Raw genomic sequence first — 17,550 nt, forward strand, 5'->3', positions numbered from 1 at the left:
GTGTCACGCCCCGTGGGGTGCCCCGGCCACGCGGTCGGCGGCACGGGCACCCCCGGAGACCTACTCGATCTCCAGCGTGATCGTCGACCCCTTGGGGGCCTGTTCGCCGCCGTCCACCGACTGGCCCTTGACCTTGTCCCCGAAGAGGTGGAGCAGACCGCGGTCCTCGTCGACCTTGAAGCCCTTGTCCTCCAGCTCCTGCTTCGCGTCGTCGACGCTCTTGCCCACGACGTCGGGGACCTCGACCATCACCGGGCCCTTGGAGATCGTCAGGGTCACGGTGTCGCCCTCGGCGGCCTGCTTGCCCTCGCCCGGCGACTGCTGGGCGACATCGCCCTTGTCGTACTCCGAATTGACCTGCGCGGAGGCGATCTTGACCTTCAGGCCCTGCTCTTCGAGGTCCGACTTGGCGTCCTCGACGGACTCGCCCGTGACGTCGGGCACGTCCACCGGGCTGCCCTTGCTGACGACGAGCGCGATGGCCGAGCCGGCGTGCCGTGAGATGCCCGCGCCCGGGTCGCTGCTGATGACGTAGCCCTTGAGGACGTCCTCGCTGAACGCACGGGTGACCATGCCCGCCGCCAGCCCGTCCTTCTTCAGCCGGGCCTTGGCCTCGTCGAGCTTGTCGCCCTTCAGGTCGGGCACCTTCACCGTCTCCGGGCCGTCGGAGATGAGCAGCGTCACCGTCGCGTTGTCCCGGATGCGGTCGCCGACCGCGGGATCGGCGTTGATGACGGTGCCGCGCTTGACGACGGTGCTGTACTGGTGCTTGACCTTGACGTCCAGGCCCGCCGACTCCAGCTGGTCCGTGGCCTTCGTCTCGGTCATCGACAACACCGGCGGGACCTTGGTGAACTGGCCGGAGTTGATGTACCAGACACCCGCGCCGACCCCCAGCACCAGCAGCGCCGCGGCGACGATCGCGACCAGTCCGCGCCGGGGGTGCCAGGAGAGCCGGGAGCGCCGTGAAGGCGGCGGCGGAGGCGTCTCGTAGAGGCTGGTCCGCTCGAAGCGGTCGGTGTGCGCGAGCCCGGCCCGGTCCCCGTCGTCCTCGTTGACCGGGAGCGGCCGCGGTACGGACAGCGAGCGCGGGATCACACTCGTACGGTCCTGGGCGTTGTCGTGGCCGATGGCGTTCGCCTTCGGCGGCACGAGGTCCAGCTGCTCGGCGCTCAGCCCGGCTCTCGCGTCCAGGACCTGGGCGAGCAGCGCGACCGCGTCGTGCGGGCGCAGCTCGGGGTTGCGGGCGGTCGCCGTGGCGACCAGCTCGTCGAGGGCATAGGACAGTCCCGGCACGGCGGCCGACGGCGGGGGCACATCCGCGTGCAGGTGCTGGTAGAGCACCTGTGCGGGCGAGCTCCCGGAGTGCGGCTTGTCGCCGGTGAGTATCTCGTAGAGGACGACTCCGCAGGCGTAGACGTCGACGCGGGTGTCGGCCGTGCCGTGCTCGATCTGCTCCGGGGCCAGGTAGGACACGGTGCCGAGGACGGCGCCCGTGGTGTTCGTCACGGTGCCCACGTCCCGTACGAGCCCGAAGTCCGCGACCTTGACCCGGCCGTCGTCCCCTATCAGGACGTTCTCCGGCTTCATGTCACGGTGCACGAACCCGGCGCGGTGCGCGGCGCCGAGCGCGGCGAGGACCGGCTCCAGGATGTCGAGTGCGGCGCGCGGCTGCAGCGCCCCGCGCTCGCGCAGCACGTCGCGCAGGGTGCACCCGGCGACGTACTCCATGGCGAGATAGACGTACGCCCCGTCGGTTCCCTGGTCGAAGACCTGCACCACGTTGGGGTGCGCGAGCCGGGCCACCGACTTGGCCTCGCGGATGAAGCGCTCCACGAAGGAGTGGTCGGCGGCCAGGGTCGGGTGCATCACCTTGAGGGCGAGCACGCGGTCGAGGCGGGTGTCCACGGCCCGGTAGACCGTGGCCATCCCGCCCACCGCGATCCGTGCCTCGACGCGGTAGCGCCCGTCGAGCAGCTGCCCGACCAGCGGGTCCTGAAGGGTCGTGTCCACGCAGGTGAGTGTACGAGCCGACACCGACACGACCACCCGTTAGGGCGATACCGGGGCGGTACTGCAGCCGACCTGTGACGCACGCCTCGGGCCGCTGCTACCGCTGTGGGCACAGCTGTGCGAGATGCCGGTATGCGAGCGGTCGGGGCCGCCCGCCGACATGGACCCGCAGCCGCCGACGGCGCGGACCGCGGCGTTCAGAACGCCGGCCGCTCCGGGTCCAGTCGTGCCATTCCCGTCGCGGGGGAGGACGCCTCGGCGAAGTGCCGCTTGGGGATGCGCCCCGCTCGCCGGGCGAGCCGGCCCGCCTCGACGGCGTGCCGCATCGCCTCCGCCATGAGCACCGGCTCCTGCGCCCGCGTCACGGCGGAGGCGAGCATCACACCGGCGCACCCCAGCTCCATCGCGAGCGCCGCGTCGGACGCCGTGCCCGCCCCGGCGTCCAGGATCACCGGCACGCGCGCGTGCTCCACGATCAGCTGGAAGTTGTGCGGGTTGCGGATGCCGAGCCCGGAGCCGATGGGAGAGCCCAGCGGCATGATCGCGGCGCAGCCGGCGTCCTCCAGCTTCCGCGCGAGGACCGGGTCGTCGTTCGTGTACGGCAGCACGGTGAAGCCGTCGTCCACCAGGGTCTCGGCGGCGTCGAGCAGCTCGATCGGATCCGGCAGCAGGGTGCGCTCGTCGGCGATGACCTCCAGCTTGATCAGACCGGTGCCGAGGGCCTCGCGGGCCAGGCGGGCGGTCAGTACGGCCTCGCCCGCGGTGAAGCAGCCGGCCGTGTTGGGCAGCACCCGGATGCCCAGCTTGTCGAGCACGGAGAGGACCGAGCCGTGTGCCTCGGGGTTCACACGGCGCATCGCGACCGTGGTCAGCTCCGTGCCGGACGCCACCAGCGAGCGCTCCAGGACGTCGAGGCTGGGCGCGCCGCCTGTGCCCATGATGAGGCGGGACGAGAAGGTCCTGCCGCCGAGGACGAAGGGATCGTCGGCCATGGGTCAGCCTCCTTGGACGGCGGTGAGGACTTCGACGCGGTCTCCCTCGCAGAGGGGAGTGGATTTCCACTGCCCGCGCGGGACGACGGTTTCGTTGAGGGCGGCGGCGATCCCGGAGGGAGCCGGGCTGAGTGTCGCGACGAGCGTGTCGAGCGCGGTGCCCTCGGTGAGGTGCTGCCGCTCTCCGTTGACGAAGACGTTCATGCGGGCTGCTCCGTGAGTGCGGTGGTGCGAAAGCGCCGGGGGGTGAAGGGGCGGGCCTCGTCGGGGAGTTCGCCGGTGGCCAGGGCGTGCGCCAGCGCGTCGCCGGTGACGGGCGTGAGCAGGACGCCGTTGCGGTAGTGGCCGGTGGCGAGGAGGAGCCCGGCCAGCTCGGTCGGGCCGAGCAGCGGAGCGTTGTCGGGGGAGCCGGGGCGCAGTCCGGCCCGCGTCTCGGTGAGCGGCAGCTCGGTGATGCCGGGGATCAGCTCGTGGGCGTCGCGCAGCAGCTCGTAGACGCCGCCCGCGGTCACCGTGGTGTCCCAGCCCAGCTCCTCGCTGGTCGCGCCCACGACCAGCTCGCCGTTCTCTCGCGGCACCAGGTAGACGTGGCTGCCGCGCACGACGGCGCGCACGGTCCGGTTCAGGAAGGGCGCGTACTTCCGGGGGACGGTCAGCCGCAGCACCTGCCCCTTCACCGGCCGTACGGGCGGCAGTACGGCGTCGGGGACGCCTGCGAGCTGCCCGCTGAGGCTGCCCGCGGCGAGGACGACCTGCCCGGCAGAGAGCTCGGTGCCGTCCGCGGTGACCACGCCGGTGGCCCGGTCCGCAGCGACGCTCAGCTGCTTGGCCCACGTCCGCCGGAACACCACCCCGGCCCGCTCGCACGCCGTGACCAGCGCTTTCGCGAGCCGCCGGGGGTCGATCTGGTGATCGCCGTCGACGCGGAGTCCGCCGCGTACGCCCGGCGCGAGCATCGGCTCCAGGCGACGGCACTCGCGGCCGCTCAGCCACTCCGACTCCAGCCCCGACCGCTGCTGCAGGGCGTGCAGTTCCCGCAGGTGGGCGCGGTCGTCGGCGTCCAGCGCGACCGCGAGGGTGCCGCAGCGGCGGTAGCCGAGGTCCTGGCCCGTCGCCTCGGTCAGCTCGGCGACGAACGCGGGGTAGCGGCGCGCGGAGGCGAGGTTCAGACCCAGCAGGGTCTGCTCGCCGTAGTGCAGTTCGGTGACGGCGGCCAGCATCCCGGCCGCCACCCGGGCTGCTCCGCCGCCCGGTTCGGGATCCACGACCGCGGTCGCGAAGCCGCGCTGCGCGGCCCGCCAGGCGGTCACCAGACCGATGATCCCGCCCCCCACGACGAGGACGTCTGATGCGTGCGTGCCCGAGGCGCGCGCGGCTGATGTACGTGTAGGCGACATGGGCGTCCAGCCCCTCCCTTCGCCGGCATGACCCGGATCAGGTTCGTACGGTCGGAGGCCGCCAGCCTCCCTCTCAGCCCGGTGCGTCCGGGCTCCCGCGAGTGCTTGTACGTGGGCCACCCTAGCCCGCCGCCCCCGCCTCAGTAAGGGAGCCTCCGCCGGTGGCCTCCGGGAGTCGGGCCGGGGGCGGACGAGTGCTGTGGAACAGGTCACCGAGCACGCCCCCTGACTGACAAACCGTCAGTTGTCTATGGTGATCAGGTGAGCGAGCAGACGCAGGCGCGGGGACATTCGGCACGGCGGGTCGTCGTCGTGGGCGCGGGCATGGCCGGGGTGCAGACCGCGGTCGCCCTGCGGGAACAGGGTTTCACCGGCAGCGTGACGCTGATCGGCGCGGAACCCCATCAGCCCTACGACCGGCCACCGCTGTCCAAGGCCGTCCTGCTCGGCAAGGCCGAGGGCTCCGCCTTCGACGTCGACTTCGAGGCGCTCGGCATCGAACTGCAGCTCGGGCGCGAGGTCGTGGGCGTACGGCCCGTGGACCACGAGCTCGACACCGTCACCGGGCCCGTGCCGTACGACGTTCTGGTCGTCGCCACCGGAGCCGAACCGATCCAGCTGCCGGGCGCCGAGGGCGTGCCCGGCGTCCACCTGCTGCGCACCCTCGACGACGCCGAGCGGCTGCGCCCCGTCCTCGCCCAGCAGCACGACATCGTGGTCGTCGGCGCGGGCTGGATCGGCGCCGAGTTCGCCACGGCCGCCCGCGAGGCGGGGTGCGCGGTGACCGTCGTCGAGGCCGCCGACCGGCCGCTCGCCGGTGCCCTGCCGGCGGAGGTGGCCGCGCCCATGGCGGCCTGGTACGCGGACAGCGGGGCCGAACTGCGCACCCACGCGCGCGTGGAGCGCATCGAGGCGGGCGCGGTGGTGCTCGACGACGGCTCACGGGTCCCCGCGGGCGCCGTCGTCGTCGGCATCGGAGCGCGCCCGGCCACCGCCTGGCTCACCGGCTCCGGCATCGAGCTGGGCGCCCATCGCGAGATCGTCGCCGACGACCACCTGCGCACCTCCGTGCAGGACATCTACGCGGTCGGCGACTGCGCTTCCTTCCCTTCGGGAAGGTACGAGGGGCGTCTGCTGGTCCACCACTGGGACAACGCGCTCCAGGGTCCGCGCACGGTGGCGGCGAACATCATCGGCGAGTCCCCGACGGCGTACGACCCGGTGCCGTACTTCTGGTCCGAGCAGTTCGGCCGCTTCGTCCAGTACGTCGGCCACCACGAGGCCGCCGACACGACGGTGTGGCGCGGCGACCCCTCGGCACCGGCCTGGACGGTCTGCTGGCTTCGCGACGGCCGGCTCGTCGCCCTCCTGGCGGTCGGCCGCCCCCGCGACCTGGCCCAGGGACGCCGGCTGATCGAGGCGGGCACTCCGATGGACCCGGAGCTGCTGCCCGATCCGTCGCGGCCGCTGAAGGCGGCGGCGGTGTAGTCGGCGGAGTTTTCCGTCGGGACAGCGGTGAGGGGCACTCCGTCGGCCCAGGTCGGACGGCCCCGGCTTCCGAGTGTCAGTCCGGGATGGCAGGCTTGTCCCGTGACCGAGATTGACGCAAAGACCGATGCTCTCGTCCCTGCCTGGCTCACCCTGCCCGACATCGCCGAACAGTTCGGCGTAGAGGTGACCCGAGTCCGGCAGCTGGTCAAGGAGGGCCAGGTGATCGCCGTACGCCGCGGCGAGAACCGCGCGCTGCACGTCCCCGCCGCCTTCATCGACGGGGACAAGGTCGTCAAGGGCCTCACCGGCACCTTGACGCTCCTTCGGGACGACGGCTTCACCGACGAAGAGATGCTCGAGTGGCTCTTCACCCCCGACCCGAGCCTGCCCGGCACGCCCGCGCAGGCCCTCAGCGAGAATCGCGGCACGGAGGTGAAGCGCCGCGCCCAGGCGCTCGCCGTCTGACCTGAACGAACGAAGGAACCGTCCGGCGTACGGGCCGAGCACCCGGCGGCTCGTACGCCATCGACCACGGGGGACACCGCCATGCCCAACAGCGCTCGCGCTCAGCTCGCCGACGCCCGCGTCTACCTCTGCACGGACGCCCGCAGACGCCAGGGTGACCTCGCCGAGTTCCTCGACGCGGTCCTGGCCGGCGGCGTGGACATCGTTCAGCTGCGCGACAAGGGCATGGAGGCAGGGGAGGAACTGGAGCACCTCCAGGTCTTCGCCGAGGCCTGTGCGCGCCACGGCAAGCTCCTCGCGGTCAACGACCGGGCGGACGTCGCCCATGCCATCGGTGCCGACGTGCTGCATCTCGGCCAGGGCGACCTGCCCGTGCTCGCGGCCCGCGCGATCCTGGGGGAGAACGTCCTGATCGGCCGTTCCACGCACGCCGACTCCGAGGCCGAGGCCGCCGCCGTCCAGGACGGCGTGGACTACTTCTGCACCGGCCCCTGCTGGCCGACCCCCACCAAGCCCGGCCGCCACGCCCCCGGCCTGGACCTGGTCCGCCACACCGCCTCCCTCGGCACCGACCGCCCCTGGTTCGCCACCGGAGGCATCGACCTCGGCAACCTCGACGAGGTGCTGGAGGCGGGCGCCCGCCGTGTCGTGGTCGTCCGTGCGATCACGGAGGCGGACGATCCCGGAGCGGCGGCGGGCGAGTTCGCGAAGCGGCTGCGCGACGCGTAGGCGCGCGGCAACTGTCCGAGAACTGTCCGAGGGGTGGACAAGAAGTCGACAAATCGGACAATTCTCAGCGGTTCGGTTGGGGTACCGACGCCCCCTGGCTAACCTGCCGGTATGGCCCTCGGATCCGCTTCCACCAGGACTGACCGCGCACGCACCGTGCGCGACATGCTCGCCACCGGCAAGAAGACGTACTCGTTCGAGTTCTCCGCGCCGAAGACCCCCAAGGGTGAGCGCAACCTGTGGAACGCGCTGCGCCGGGTCGAGGCCGTCGCACCCGACTTCGTCTCCGTGACCTACGGCGCCGGCGGCTCAACCCGCGCGGGCACCGTCAAGGAGACCCAGCAGATCGTCGTCGACACGACGCTCACCCCGGTCGCCCACCTCACCGCGGTCAACCACTCCATCGCCGAGCTGCGCAACATCATCGGCCAGTACGCCGACGCCGGGATCCGCAACATGCTCGCGGTCCGCGGCGACCCGCCCGGCGACCCCATGGGCGACTGGGTGCCGCACCCCAGCGGCCTGACCTACGCCGCCGAACTCGTCCGTCTCATCAAGGAGTCCGGTGACTTCTGCGTAGGCGTCGCGGCCTTCCCCGAGATGCACCCGCGCTCCGACACCTGGGACCGTGACGTCGAGCACTTCGTCGACAAATGCCGCGCCGGCGCCGACTACGCGATCACGCAGATGTTCTTCCAACCCGAGTCCTATCTGCGCCTGCGCGACCGCGTCGGCGCCGCGAGCTGCGAGACCCCGGTGATTCCCGAGGTCATGCCGGTGACCAGCGTGAAGATGCTGGAACGCCTGCCGCAGCTCAGCAACGCCGCGATCCCCGCCGTTCTGAAAGAGCGGATCCTCACAGCCAAAGACGATCCGGCGGCTGTACGCTCCATTGGCATCGAGTTCGCGACGGAGTTCTGCGCGAAGCTGCTGGACGAGGGAGTCCCCGGTCTGCACTTCATCACGCTCAACAACTCCACGGCGACGCTGGAAATCTACGAAAATCTGGGGCTGCACCACCCACAGCAGGCCTAGACCGGTCGCACCCGCGTACGACACACTGCGTAGCGGCCACCTGGGAGAGGGGCGTACATGGGCTTTACGGTCCTCTACATCGCGTTCGGAATCGTCGCGCTGTGGCTGCTCGGCGAGGTCCTGCTGCAGTACAAGGCGCGACTGCGCTGGCGACTGCTCGCCTTCGTCGGTTTCCTCTGCGTCGTCCTCGGCGTACTGAGCCGCTCGGTCGTGGTCATAGGCCTGGGCGCGGCGGCCTTCACGGTCGGCCAGACGTACGTCACGCTCTCGTTCCGCCGCGGCTTCGCGGCCGGCTGGGCCGTGCGCAACCGCCCGGGCATCGGCGCCAAGAGCGGCGGCAAGAGCAAGCGCCGCCGCGGCGAGCCGGACCACCAGGAACCGACACTTGAGGTCACCGACCTCGAAGCGACCGACGAGACGTCGTCGTACACGCCCGACGAGGCGTACGACGACTACGACCGCGACGACGTGTTCCGCCCCGCGCAGCCCGTCGAGACGATGGCCTCGGCCGCCGAGAGCAGCGCCGTCTACGAACCGCAGCCGCTGCCCGAGGACACCGGCCAGTACGGCGTCTACACCGACGCGGCGTACGCGGCCGCCACGGACCCCTCCTATGCGGCCGCCGCCCAGGCGCAGGACCCCAGCCAGAACTTCGCGTACGACGGCTACGCCGGCTACGACCAGCAGCAGTACGCCTACGACACCACCGGCCAGCAGCAGTACGCCGCCTACTCCGACCCGTACATCGGCACCCAGACGTACGGCGGGGCCACGTACGACACCGGCTACGGCGAGCAGCAGCAGTACGGCCAGCAGCAGGGCTACACCCAGGACCCGTACGCGACGGGCACCTACGGCGGCGAGACCCCGGCCGGCGGCCTCTGGGTGCCCCAGCAGCGCAACACCGACGACCCGTACGGCGGCGAACTCCCGCAGGAACAGCCGTACCCGTACCAGGGCGACGGCAACGGCAACAACAACGGCAACAACAACGGGTACGACGAGCAGTACCGGTACTGAGCGCGGTTCACTGCGAGCCGCGGAACTCCGGTCCCTCCACGATCAGTCCGGCCACCAGGGCGCCCGACATGCCCGCGTGCGGGAGCCCGCCGCCGGGGTGAGCCCAGCCGCCGACCGCGAAGAGGCCGGGCATCCGGGTGCTGTTCGCGGGGTGCAGCAGGCGCCCGTCCGCCGCTGCGAGTGCCGGGGCGGGCACCGCGCCGCCGTCCGCGCCCGTCGCCCCGGCGATGTCGGCGGGGGTGCGCGTCTCGTGCCACAGGAGGCGGTCGCGGAGGTCGGGTATCGCCCGCTCGGCGAGGGAAAGCACCCGCTCGACGTCCGCCCCGGACACCGTCAGGCCCGGCGCCACGGTCACGGTCAACGTGACCGCCTCGTGCTCCGCGTCCGGGACCGGCGACGGGTCGTCGGGCCGCAGCACCGTCACGGTGGGCGCGGCAGGGAACCCCGGGCGCTCACCGAAGAGCTGCGCCAACTCGCCCTCCCGGTCCGCCGTGTGCACCACCGTCCGGTGCGCAGCCCCCTGCGGACGTCCGCCGCGCAGCGCCAGCAGCACGCTCAGCCGGCTCGGCGTGATGCTCTCGCCGCGCGGTGCGACCTCGCCCTCGCCGCGCAGCGCCGCCCCGGAGGCGATGCGGTCCAGCGCGCCGGGAGCGACACCGGCCACCACGAAGTCCGCCTCCGCGACCGAGCCGTCGGAGAGCTCGACACCGGCCGCGCGGCCGTCCTTCTCGACGAGCCGCTCGACGGCGGCCCCGAAGCGGAACTCCACCCGGCGGGCCACGCACCGCTCGTACACCGCGCGGGCCAGCTCCCGGACGCCACCGCGCACGTACCAACTGCCGAAGGCGTGTTCCATGTAGGGCAGCACGGCCGCGGCGGCGGGGGTGGCCCGAGGATCGAGGCCGTACGCCAGCGCGTGGCTCTCCAGGAGGGCCGCCAGGCGCGGGTCGCGCAGCTCCCAGGCGCCGACCTCGGCGAGCGTGGTGGCCCGCCGGGTGCGCAGCAGCCGCTTGTGCGGCACCGCCGGATAGGGTTCGCGCTCGGCGAGCACCGACCAGTCGGTCCAGAGCGGCTCCTCCAGGAGAGGCCGGCGCGTCCGGTCCCAGGCCTCGCGGGCCCGCACCAGGAAATCACCCCACCGCTCGCCCGCACCGGCCCCCAGAGCCCCGTCCAGGGCCGCGACGACCCCCGCGCGGGAGGCGTTGGGCAGCGAGACCCGTGTGCCGTCGGCGAAGACGTGGTGGGACGACGGATCGACCTGGACCAGCTCGACGCACGCCTCCAGCGGCTCCTTGCCGGTCTTGACGAACAGGTCGCGGTAGACCGCGGGCAGCGGGAGCAACCCCGGTCCCGTGTCGAAGGAGAAGCCGTCGCGCTTGACTCGGCCCACCGCTCCGCCGTACGTCGCCGCGCGCTCGTACACCACCACCCGGTGGCCCGCGACGGCCAGCCGGGCAGCGGCCGCCATCGCGCCCATCCCGGCGCCGATCACCGCAATCCGTGCCATGCCAGGGACTTTATCGGCCACCACTGACAACCCGTGCCCCGGCCGTCAGCCGGGCGGGCGCCCGTCCCGTTCCGCAGCCCGCTGTGACCAGGATCTCAGGAAGCTGAAGGGGCTCGGACACGTGGTCGCTCAGGCCGCGGCCCAGCCGCTGGTGCTGTGCCTTCCGGGGGCAAACTCCCAGGCCCCCGGCCAAGGGGAGTACGGACACGGACGCGATCGTAACCAGTCGGCAACGGTGTGTCCTGGGCCTGAGTGCGCAGTGCTGAGTATCCGTACCTAGGGAGTGAGATGAGTACGCGCGCGGATGGGCCCGACCTGCGTGAACGGGAGAGTGGAGGCACGGCAAGGGGCGCGGCTCCGGCACCGCCGACACGGGGCGGCGGAACGGTGCGGCGCCCTTCACCGCTCCTTCCGCCGATCCGTCGGCGGAAGCGAGACACGGGGGGCCCGGGGGAACGACCGAACGGGGGTCCAACGGGGGAACACGGGGGAGTACGGGGGAAGCACGGCGAAGCGCCGGTTCGAGTGGCCCGCGGCCACATCGGACCGGCGCTTTTGCGTGCGCCCGTCGGCCCGGCCCGGCCCGGGCCGGGTCGGCCCGGCTCAGCGGCTGCCGCTCACGCGCCCCTGGAGCAGCCGGGAGAGCGCCGAGTGGACGTCGTCCAGGGAGCGTTCAGGTTGGAAGGACTGCCAGTCCAGGGCGGCTACCAGGACCATCCCGACCAGGGCGGACGCCGTCAGCTGGATGTCGATCTCGTCGCTGAGCTCGCCGTCCGCCACAGCGTCGCGCAGGACGCCCTCGACGACCGCGACCGCCTCCTGCCGCACCACCATCAGCGTGGACTGCCAGGCGCGGTTGGTGCGCCACAGCTCGGCCACGTAGAGCTGGGTGAAGGCCGGATAGCGGTCGATGAACACGAGCCCGGCGCGGATCATCGCGTCCAGGGCGTCGACCTTGCTGCCCCCATCGCGCGCGGTCTTCTCCGCCGCCTCCCGAAGGGAGGCGGTGAGGAGTTCCACGCCGTGCCGCAGCAGCTGTTCGAAGAGGACGGACTTGCTCGCGAAGTTGTAGTAGACCGTGCCCTTCGCGACCCCGGCGCGCTCGGCGATCTCGTCCACGGTGGTAGCGGAGAAGCCCTGTTCCGCGATGAGCGTGACGGCCGCCTCGTAGAGCTTCTGCCGTGTCGCCTCGCGGCGGGTGCCGCCGCCTCCCGTGGTGCTGCTGCTGTCCATGGCCTTGATTGTCACAGGACCGGTCACGTGCGGGGTCACAGGCTCAGCTCCGGGTGCAGTCGGTCGAGGGTCCACACCTGCTTGCGGTGCGCGGACAGGGCGGTGAGCGCGAGAGCGCCCGCGGTGAACGCCACGAGGACGGCGCACGCCTGCCAGACGGGCCCGAGACCGCCGCCCGTGATGAGCCTGCGCAGGGCCGCGACGACGTAACTCATCGGCAGGAAGGGGTGGATCGCGTTGAAGAAGCCCGGACTGGTCTGGACGGGGTACGTACCGCCCGCCGACGTCAGCTGGAGCATCAGAAGGGCGAGGACGAGGATCCGGCCGGCCGCTCCGAAGCGTGCGTTCAGCCACTGCACGATCGCCGCGAAGCAGGCCGTCACCAGGAAGAGGAAGCCCACCGTTCCGGCCGCTCGCACCATCTCCAGGCCGATCGCCCAGTGCAGGACCGACATCAGCGCCGCCGTCTGCAGCACACCCAGGGCGGCCACCGGCAGCCAGCCCGCCAGCGCGATGCGCCAGGCCGAGCCGCCCGCCGCGAGGGCACGCCGGTTGAGCGGCGGGATCAGCATGTACGCCACCATCGCGCCCACCCACAGGGAGAGCGGGATGAAGTACGGGGCGAAGCCGGTGCCGTAGTTGGGCGCGTGGTGCAGGTCCTTCGAGGCGAGCCGCACCGGATCGGACATGACGCCGGTGCGCTCGTCGCGGTCCTTCTTGTCGTAGTCGGGGATCTGCCCGGCGCCGTCGTGGAGCCCTCCGGCCAGCTTCCCCGAGCCGTCACCGAGCTTGTACATGCCGCCGTTGAGGTCGTACGCGCCCGTCTTGAGCTTGCCGACGCCGGTGTCCAGGTCCGCGGCGCCGGTCTTGGCCGTGTCGAGCCCGGTGTGCAGCGTCTTGGCTCCCGCGGCGACCTTGCCGGCGCCCTCGTTCAATTTGTTGATCTTGGATACGGAGTCGGTGAGGTCCTCGGAGAGGTGCGGCGAGCGGTCGGCGAGGGCCTGCGCCTGCTTCTGCAGCGTGGCGAGGTTCTTGTCGAGCTTGTCGAGGTCGCCGTCCTGGTCGGCGATCAGCGTGTTGAGGTCGTCGGCGACCTTCGCGACGTCCGCGGCCGCCTGCTTGGCCTTCTTCAGGTCGGGGCAGGCCGCGTCGGGCAGCGGCAGGTCCTCGCAGCGCGCCTTGTAGACGGCGTTCAGCGTGTCGGAGGCGGTGTGGGCGCCCTTGGCGGCGATCGGGGCGGTCTTCACCAGGGTGTCGAGGTTGTCGCGGATCCCTGAGGCGGAGTCGGCGACGAGCTGTGCCGTGTCGCCGATCGAATTCTCGTTGTCCTTCAGGAAGGGCCCCACCTTGTCCGCGACCCCGTTGACCTTGTCGGCCAGTTTCTGTGTGCCGTCCGCGACCTGCCGCGAACCGTCCTCCAGGTCGCCCGCACCCGTGTTGAGCTTCTTGAGGCCGCCGGAGAGCTTGCCGCTGCCCTTCTTGGCCTCCTTCAGCCCGTCCGCGAGGTCCTTGGAGCCCTTCTCCGCCTTGCCGATCCCGCCCGTGAGCTTGTCGGCCCCCTTGGCGGCCTTCTCGGTCTGCCCGTGGATGTCCGAGAACGACACGAAGATCTTGTCGAGGAACGACCGGGACGCCTTCGTGGACGCGGCCGTGCGCACCTCGCTGAACACCGTCCTGGAGATCTGCCCGACGATGTAGTTGTTCGCGTCGTTCGTACGGACCTGGAGCGCGCCCGTCTCGGGGGAGCCCCCGGAGCTGGAGGCGATCTTCTTACTGAAGTCGGACGGCATGGTCAGCGACAGGTAGTACGTGCCGTCCTCGACGCCCGCACGGGCCTCGGCGGCGCTCACCTCGTGCCACTCGAAGGTGTCGCTGTCGCGCAGCCCTTCGGTGATGTCGTCGCCCGCCGTGACCTTCTTGCCCGCGGCGGTCGCCCCCTTGTCGTCGTTGACGAGCGCCACCGGGATGCGGTCCAGGCGGCCGTACGGGTCCCAGAAGGACCACAGGTACAGAGCGCCGTACAGCAGGGGCAGCAGCAGGAGCGCGGCGAGCGCGGCCCGGGGCAGCCTGCCCCTGCCGAAGCGCCTGAGCTCAAGAACGGCCAGTTTCGGCGAGCGCATCAGCCGCCCCCTTCTCGTCGTCACGTGTCGCGCCGTCAGGCCTGCCGGCGTCGGAGTCCTCCGCTTGGCGCTCGTCCTCGTGCGGCGAGGTCCGCACCACGACGGCGTCCTCGGGGGCTTCGCTGCACACCGCCAGGACCGTCGTGCCGGAGGCGGCGACGGACCTCAACAGGGCCCAGGCCTCGGCCCGTTCGGCGTCCGACAGCTTGAGGTCGGTGTCGTCGACGCCCAGCAGACGCGGGCGTCCGATGAGAGCGAGGGCGATGGACAGCCGCAGCGCCTCCAGGCGCTCCAGATCCCGTACGGCCGTCCGCGAGCCCTTGGGCAGCGCGGACCGGTCGAGCCCGGCGGCGGCCAGCGCGGTGTCGATCCGCAGCTTCGCCGCCGCGATCCGCTCCGCGCGCGGTCGCAGGAGAGCGCGCACGGAACCATCGAACCGCCGCTGCAGCAGCGCCCGTTCCCTCAGGTGCTCCCCGACGGTCAGGGCGGGGTCGAGGTCGGTGACGCCGGGGACGTGGGCCGGTGCGCTGAAGCGCCGCACCGACGCCAACTGCTTCGGCAGCACCGAACCGCCCACCGTGGCGGTCCCCTCGGTCGGCTTCATCCGCCCGGTGAGCGCGAGCAGCAGACATGTCCGGCCGGAGCCGGAGGGTCCCTCGATCGCGATCAGCGAACCGGGTTCCGCGGCGATACGGACGTCCCGGAACGCCCATCCCCGCGGCCCCCTGAGCCCGAACCCCTCGGCGTGCACAGCGACTCCGGCAGCTTGCTCCGGCCCGTCCATGTCCCCCTCGCTCCCCTGAGCCGGGGGCCCGGTCAAGACCCCCATTTTTGAACTGACTGGTCAGTGCAAAAACTATCCCGAACTGTCGATCGAAGCAAAGGCCCAGGTCAGAACGGATTGTCAGTGGCATACCGCACGATGGGCACATACGGCCACAGTGCCGTCACACGACGACAGGAGGTTCGTCATGGCCAACTCGTCCGCAGCCGCCTCCCACCGGCGCCGCGCCTCCGGCCCTGCCCCCTCACTGACCGGCCCGGCGAGCGATGTGCACCCCGTGCTCCGCCGGGCCACGGCCCCGCCCGCCGCCCTCGACCTGCTCGCCCAGGCCCGCGCCGGCCTCGACGAGGCGACCGTCCTCGAAACACCCAACGAGCGCTATGCGACGGCCCACCTGGCCGCCCTGCGCACCGCCGCCGCGGTCCTCGCCGCGCGAGGACGCCCGGAGCCCACGTCCCGACGCAGGGCACGCATCCGCAGCGCCTGGGAAGTGCTCCCCGAAATAGCGCCCGAACTCGCCGAGTGGAGCGCGCTGTTCGCCTCCGGGGCCCGCCGCCGCGCCCGTGCCGAGGCGGGCATACAGGGCGCGGCCAGCAGCCGCGACGCCGACGACCTGCTGCGCGACGTGGCGATGTTCCTGCGCCTCGTCGAGCGGATGCTCGTCCTGCAGCCGGTGCTGCCCCAGCCGAGGCAGGACGAGGACCGTGACGTCCCCGACGCCGGGTGACCTGCCCACTGTGCCGGGGACGCGCGCCCCGCCACCGCGCGATCCGCCGCGTGAGACGGGGGACCGGGTACGGCATCGGAGGCAATAGGGTGGAACCGCCTGAAGCCTTCCGCCCCGGCCCCGGGGCCGGGAGGCACGTCGATCGCTCCGCCGTGCAAGAGGCGGTGCCGCGCCGAGGAGTCAACTGCCGTGTCGGACCCGATGCGCCCGCCCGTCTCCCACCAAAGCCCCTCACCGACGTCGCTGCGCTCCGGCCCCTCCCGACCCCGCGCCTCTCTGCGTACCGCCGTGGTCTGGGAGGTCCTCCAAGGCGCCCTCGACCGCCGGATCAAGGCCACGGGGCGGGAATCGCTGGACGTCCTCGACACCGGAGGCGGCAGCGGCAACTTCGCGGTGCCCGTGGCTCGCCTCGGCCACCGAGTCACCGTCGTCGACCCGAGCCCCAACGCGCTGTTCGCGCTGGAGCGCCGGGCCGCCGAAGCCGGGGTCGCCGACCGCGTGAAGGGCGTCCAGGGCGACGCGCACGGCCTGTTCGACGTGGTCGAGCGCGGCGGGTACGACGCGGTGCTGTGCCACGGCGTCCTCGAGTACGTGGACGACCCCGCCGAGGGCGTGCGCAACGTGGTCGACGCGCTGCGCCCCGACGGCGTCCTGAGCCTGCTCGCCGCGGGCCTCGGCGGAGCGGTGCTCGCGCGCGCCCTCGCCGGGCACTTCAAGGAGGCCAGGCAGGCGCTCGACGACCCGGACGGCCGCTGGGGCGAGGGTGATCCCGTACCTCACCGCTTCACCGCCGAACAGCTCACCGCGCTGGTCGAGGGCGCGGGCCTGCGGGTCGGTGCCGTGCACGGCGTGCGGGTCTTCGCGGACCTCGTCCCCGGGGTCCTTGTGGACACCGAGCCAGGTGCCCTGGACGCCCTGCTGAAGCTGGAGGCGGCGGCCGCCGAGCTCGCCGCGTTCCACTCCGTGGCGACACAACTGCATGTGCTCGGTGAGACTCAGGGGACCGAGGAGGGCTGAGCCGCCTCCCGCGGCGCCCCGCTGATCAGGGCCTTGGCTGCACATGGAGTACGCCACAGGCCCCCCGATCGGCCGCTCGGCGCCGTATGATCGAGGGAGACCGTCCGGCATGACGGACCGGCCGCTGGGGAATGCACGCCTCAGTGAACCGGGGTGCCATGGCGGGTCCCGGTTGGCCAATTGGCGTAGAGGGGCGGGTTTCACGGGGGCGATTCCCTGCCTATCCTGAAGGGGACCCCCGGTCGCCCCGGCGACTGCACGATGAGGAGGACGCCGTGCCGCTCTCGGAGCACGAGCAGCGAATGCTCGAGCAGATGGAGCGAGCGCTGTACGCCGAAGATCCCAAGTTCGCGACAGCGCTTGAGGGAAGCGGGCTGCGTACGTACACCCGACGACGGGTCTACCAGGCGGTCGCGGGCTTCCTGGTGGGTATCGCGCTCCTCATGGCCGGAATGGTCGCACAGCAGATCTGGGTCAGCGTGGTGGGATTCCTCGTCATGCTGGGCTGCGCGGTGCTTGCCGTCACCGGCTGGCGCAAGGCCCCCAAGCCCGGTGAGCAGTCGGCCACGCCCGGCGCACCCGCCGCGCGCCGTCAGGGACGACAGCGCCGCTCCATGATGGACCGCATCGAACAACGGTGGCAGCGCCGCCGCGACGAACAGGGCCAGTGAGCCCGGCTCTTCGAGCCGCTCGTACACCCAAACGCACACAGGGGTGACCGCCTGAGAAGGCGGTCACCCCTTAAGCATGTGCGCGGATAGAAGAGGGCGCGCCCATACCGGCAGCCCCGCGGCGAACGGGGGCAGCACGGCCGGCGGACGGCACAGGCAGCCCAGGGGGCGAGCGGGAGACCACGGCCGCCGGATGCGGGCCGCCGCTGGGTGCCGCGCCCGGCGGCGCCCCGGCTTTGCCGTGGCACGGTCCGGGCCCGGTCGGCGGGCGGGCCGTAGACGGCAGGGCAGGGGGCGAGCGGGAAGCCAGCGCCGGCCGGAGCGGGCCGCCGCAGGGTGCCGCGCCGGG

The 17,550-nt window shown here is 72.1% G+C and carries 16 protein-coding genes and 1 riboswitch; of the genes, 8 read left to right on the forward strand and 8 right to left on the reverse strand.

The window, feature by feature from the left end; all coding sequences use genetic code 11:
* Window positions 1–60 precede the first annotated feature (60 nt).
* The 4 genes from pknB to thiO form a co-directional block, all read right to left on the reverse strand.
* Window positions 61–2,013 (reverse strand): Stk1 family PASTA domain-containing Ser/Thr kinase, encoded by a 1,953-nt coding sequence (gene pknB, locus ABZS97_RS21525; RefSeq protein WP_356139894.1) that lies wholly within the window; start codon window positions 2,011–2,013, stop codon window positions 61–63.
* A gap of 197 nt (window positions 2,014–2,210) precedes the next feature.
* On the reverse strand, window positions 2,211–3,005 hold the full coding sequence (locus ABZS97_RS21530; protein WP_356139895.1) for a thiazole synthase: 795 nt from the start codon (window positions 3,003–3,005) through the stop codon (window positions 2,211–2,213).
* 3 nt (window positions 3,006–3,008) lie between these two features.
* Window positions 3,009–3,209, reverse strand: a complete 201-nt coding sequence (gene thiS / locus ABZS97_RS21535; RefSeq protein ID WP_356139896.1) for a sulfur carrier protein ThiS — start codon at window positions 3,207–3,209, stop codon at window positions 3,009–3,011.
* Window positions 3,206–4,402, reverse strand: coding sequence for a glycine oxidase ThiO (thiO, locus tag ABZS97_RS21540; RefSeq protein WP_356139897.1), 1,197 nt, complete (start codon window positions 4,400–4,402; stop codon window positions 3,206–3,208). Before thiO ends, thiS begins: the two co-directional genes overlap by 4 nt.
* Window positions 4,400–4,511: riboswitch (TPP riboswitch) on the reverse strand. (Overlaps the previous gene by 3 nt.)
* 152 nt (window positions 4,512–4,663) lie before the next feature.
* Between thiO and ABZS97_RS21545 the strand changes: the two genes are divergently transcribed.
* The 5 genes from ABZS97_RS21545 (at window position 4,664) to ABZS97_RS21565 (ending at window position 9,142) form a co-directional block, all read left to right on the forward strand.
* Complete coding sequence (locus ABZS97_RS21545) at window positions 4,664–5,890, forward strand: FAD-dependent oxidoreductase (RefSeq protein WP_356139898.1); 1,227 nt, start codon at window positions 4,664–4,666, stop codon at window positions 5,888–5,890.
* A 102-nt stretch (window positions 5,891–5,992) separates the two neighbouring features.
* On the forward strand, window positions 5,993–6,358 hold the full coding sequence (locus tag ABZS97_RS21550; protein ID WP_356139899.1) for an Rv2175c family DNA-binding protein: 366 nt from the start codon (window positions 5,993–5,995) through the stop codon (window positions 6,356–6,358).
* Between the two features lie 81 nt (window positions 6,359–6,439).
* Entirely contained in the window at window positions 6,440–7,087 is a 648-nt protein-coding gene (gene thiE, locus ABZS97_RS21555) for a thiamine phosphate synthase (RefSeq protein WP_356139900.1), read from the forward strand.
* A 111-nt stretch (window positions 7,088–7,198) separates the two neighbouring features.
* Window positions 7,199–8,122, forward strand: coding sequence for a methylenetetrahydrofolate reductase [NAD(P)H] (metF, locus tag ABZS97_RS21560; protein ID WP_356139901.1), 924 nt, complete (start codon window positions 7,199–7,201; stop codon window positions 8,120–8,122).
* Between the two features lie 57 nt (window positions 8,123–8,179).
* Window positions 8,180–9,142: a hypothetical protein gene (locus ABZS97_RS21565; protein WP_356139902.1), complete on the forward strand. Its 963-nt coding sequence runs from the start codon at window positions 8,180–8,182 to the stop codon at window positions 9,140–9,142.
* A gap of 7 nt (window positions 9,143–9,149) precedes the next feature.
* On the opposite strand, the gene ABZS97_RS21570 is transcribed toward ABZS97_RS21565, so the two are convergent.
* From ABZS97_RS21570 to ABZS97_RS21585, 4 genes are all read right to left on the reverse strand, one after another.
* Entirely contained in the window at window positions 9,150–10,649 is a 1,500-nt protein-coding gene (locus ABZS97_RS21570) for an NAD(P)/FAD-dependent oxidoreductase (RefSeq protein ID WP_356139903.1), read from the reverse strand.
* 603 nt (window positions 10,650–11,252) lie between these two features.
* Window positions 11,253–11,882 (reverse strand): TetR/AcrR family transcriptional regulator, encoded by a 630-nt coding sequence (locus ABZS97_RS21575; protein ID WP_356139904.1) that lies wholly within the window; start codon window positions 11,880–11,882, stop codon window positions 11,253–11,255.
* Window positions 11,883–11,917: 35 nt separating this feature from the next.
* The gene (locus ABZS97_RS21580) at window positions 11,918–14,002 is read right to left on the reverse strand and encodes a YhgE/Pip domain-containing protein (RefSeq protein ID WP_356139905.1); all 2,085 of its coding nucleotides are present in this window, start codon (window positions 14,000–14,002) and stop codon (window positions 11,918–11,920) included.
* Complete coding sequence (locus ABZS97_RS21585; protein ID WP_356139906.1) at window positions 13,974–14,786, reverse strand: ATP-binding cassette domain-containing protein; 813 nt, start codon at window positions 14,784–14,786, stop codon at window positions 13,974–13,976. Before ABZS97_RS21585 ends, ABZS97_RS21580 begins: the two co-directional genes overlap by 29 nt.
* Window positions 14,787–14,973: 187 nt before the next feature.
* Here ABZS97_RS21585 and ABZS97_RS21590 point away from each other — a divergent pair, with 187 nt between their 5' ends.
* From ABZS97_RS21590 to ABZS97_RS21600, 3 genes are all read left to right on the forward strand, one after another.
* The gene (locus ABZS97_RS21590; protein WP_356139907.1) at window positions 14,974–15,513 is read left to right on the forward strand and encodes an SAV_6107 family HEPN domain-containing protein; all 540 of its coding nucleotides are present in this window, start codon (window positions 14,974–14,976) and stop codon (window positions 15,511–15,513) included.
* 189 nt (window positions 15,514–15,702) lie between these two features.
* Complete coding sequence (locus tag ABZS97_RS21595) at window positions 15,703–16,530, forward strand: methyltransferase (RefSeq protein WP_356139908.1); 828 nt, start codon at window positions 15,703–15,705, stop codon at window positions 16,528–16,530.
* A gap of 275 nt (window positions 16,531–16,805) precedes the next feature.
* Window positions 16,806–17,201 (forward strand): DUF3040 domain-containing protein, encoded by a 396-nt coding sequence (locus ABZS97_RS21600; RefSeq protein WP_356139909.1) that lies wholly within the window; start codon window positions 16,806–16,808, stop codon window positions 17,199–17,201.
* The last annotated feature ends 349 nt before the right edge of the window (window positions 17,202–17,550 follow it).

The sequence above is a fragment of the Streptomyces sp. NPDC005485 genome (genome assembly GCF_040606085.1).
GTDB lineage: Bacteria > Actinomycetota > Actinomycetes > Streptomycetales > Streptomycetaceae > Streptomyces.

What these genes read in the sequence shown, in the direction of transcription:
- ABZS97_RS21530 (WP_356139895.1), bottom strand. Translation starts at nt 3,005, where the DNA reads ATGGCCGACGATCCCTTCGTCCTCGGCGGCAGGACCTTCTCGTCCCGC.
- thiS (WP_356139896.1), bottom strand. Translation starts at nt 3,209, where the DNA reads ATGAACGTCTTCGTCAACGGAGAGCGGCAGCACCTCACCGAGGGCACC.
- thiO (WP_356139897.1), bottom strand. Translation starts at nt 4,402, where the DNA reads ATGTCGCCTACACGTACATCAGCCGCGCGCGCCTCGGGCACGCACGCA.
- thiE (WP_356139900.1), top strand. Translation starts at nt 6,440, where the DNA reads ATGCCCAACAGCGCTCGCGCTCAGCTCGCCGACGCCCGCGTCTACCTC.
- metF (WP_356139901.1), top strand. Translation starts at nt 7,199, where the DNA reads ATGGCCCTCGGATCCGCTTCCACCAGGACTGACCGCGCACGCACCGTG.
- ABZS97_RS21565 (WP_356139902.1), top strand. Translation starts at nt 8,180, where the DNA reads ATGGGCTTTACGGTCCTCTACATCGCGTTCGGAATCGTCGCGCTGTGG.
- ABZS97_RS21570 (WP_356139903.1), bottom strand. Translation starts at nt 10,649, where the DNA reads ATGGCACGGATTGCGGTGATCGGCGCCGGGATGGGCGCGATGGCGGCC.
- ABZS97_RS21575 (WP_356139904.1), bottom strand. Translation starts at nt 11,882, where the DNA reads ATGGACAGCAGCAGCACCACGGGAGGCGGCGGCACCCGCCGCGAGGCG.
- ABZS97_RS21580 (WP_356139905.1), bottom strand. Translation starts at nt 14,002, where the DNA reads ATGCGCTCGCCGAAACTGGCCGTTCTTGAGCTCAGGCGCTTCGGCAGG.
- ABZS97_RS21585 (WP_356139906.1), bottom strand. Translation starts at nt 14,786, where the DNA reads ATGGACGGGCCGGAGCAAGCTGCCGGAGTCGCTGTGCACGCCGAGGGG.
- ABZS97_RS21590 (WP_356139907.1), top strand. Translation starts at nt 14,974, where the DNA reads ATGGCCAACTCGTCCGCAGCCGCCTCCCACCGGCGCCGCGCCTCCGGC.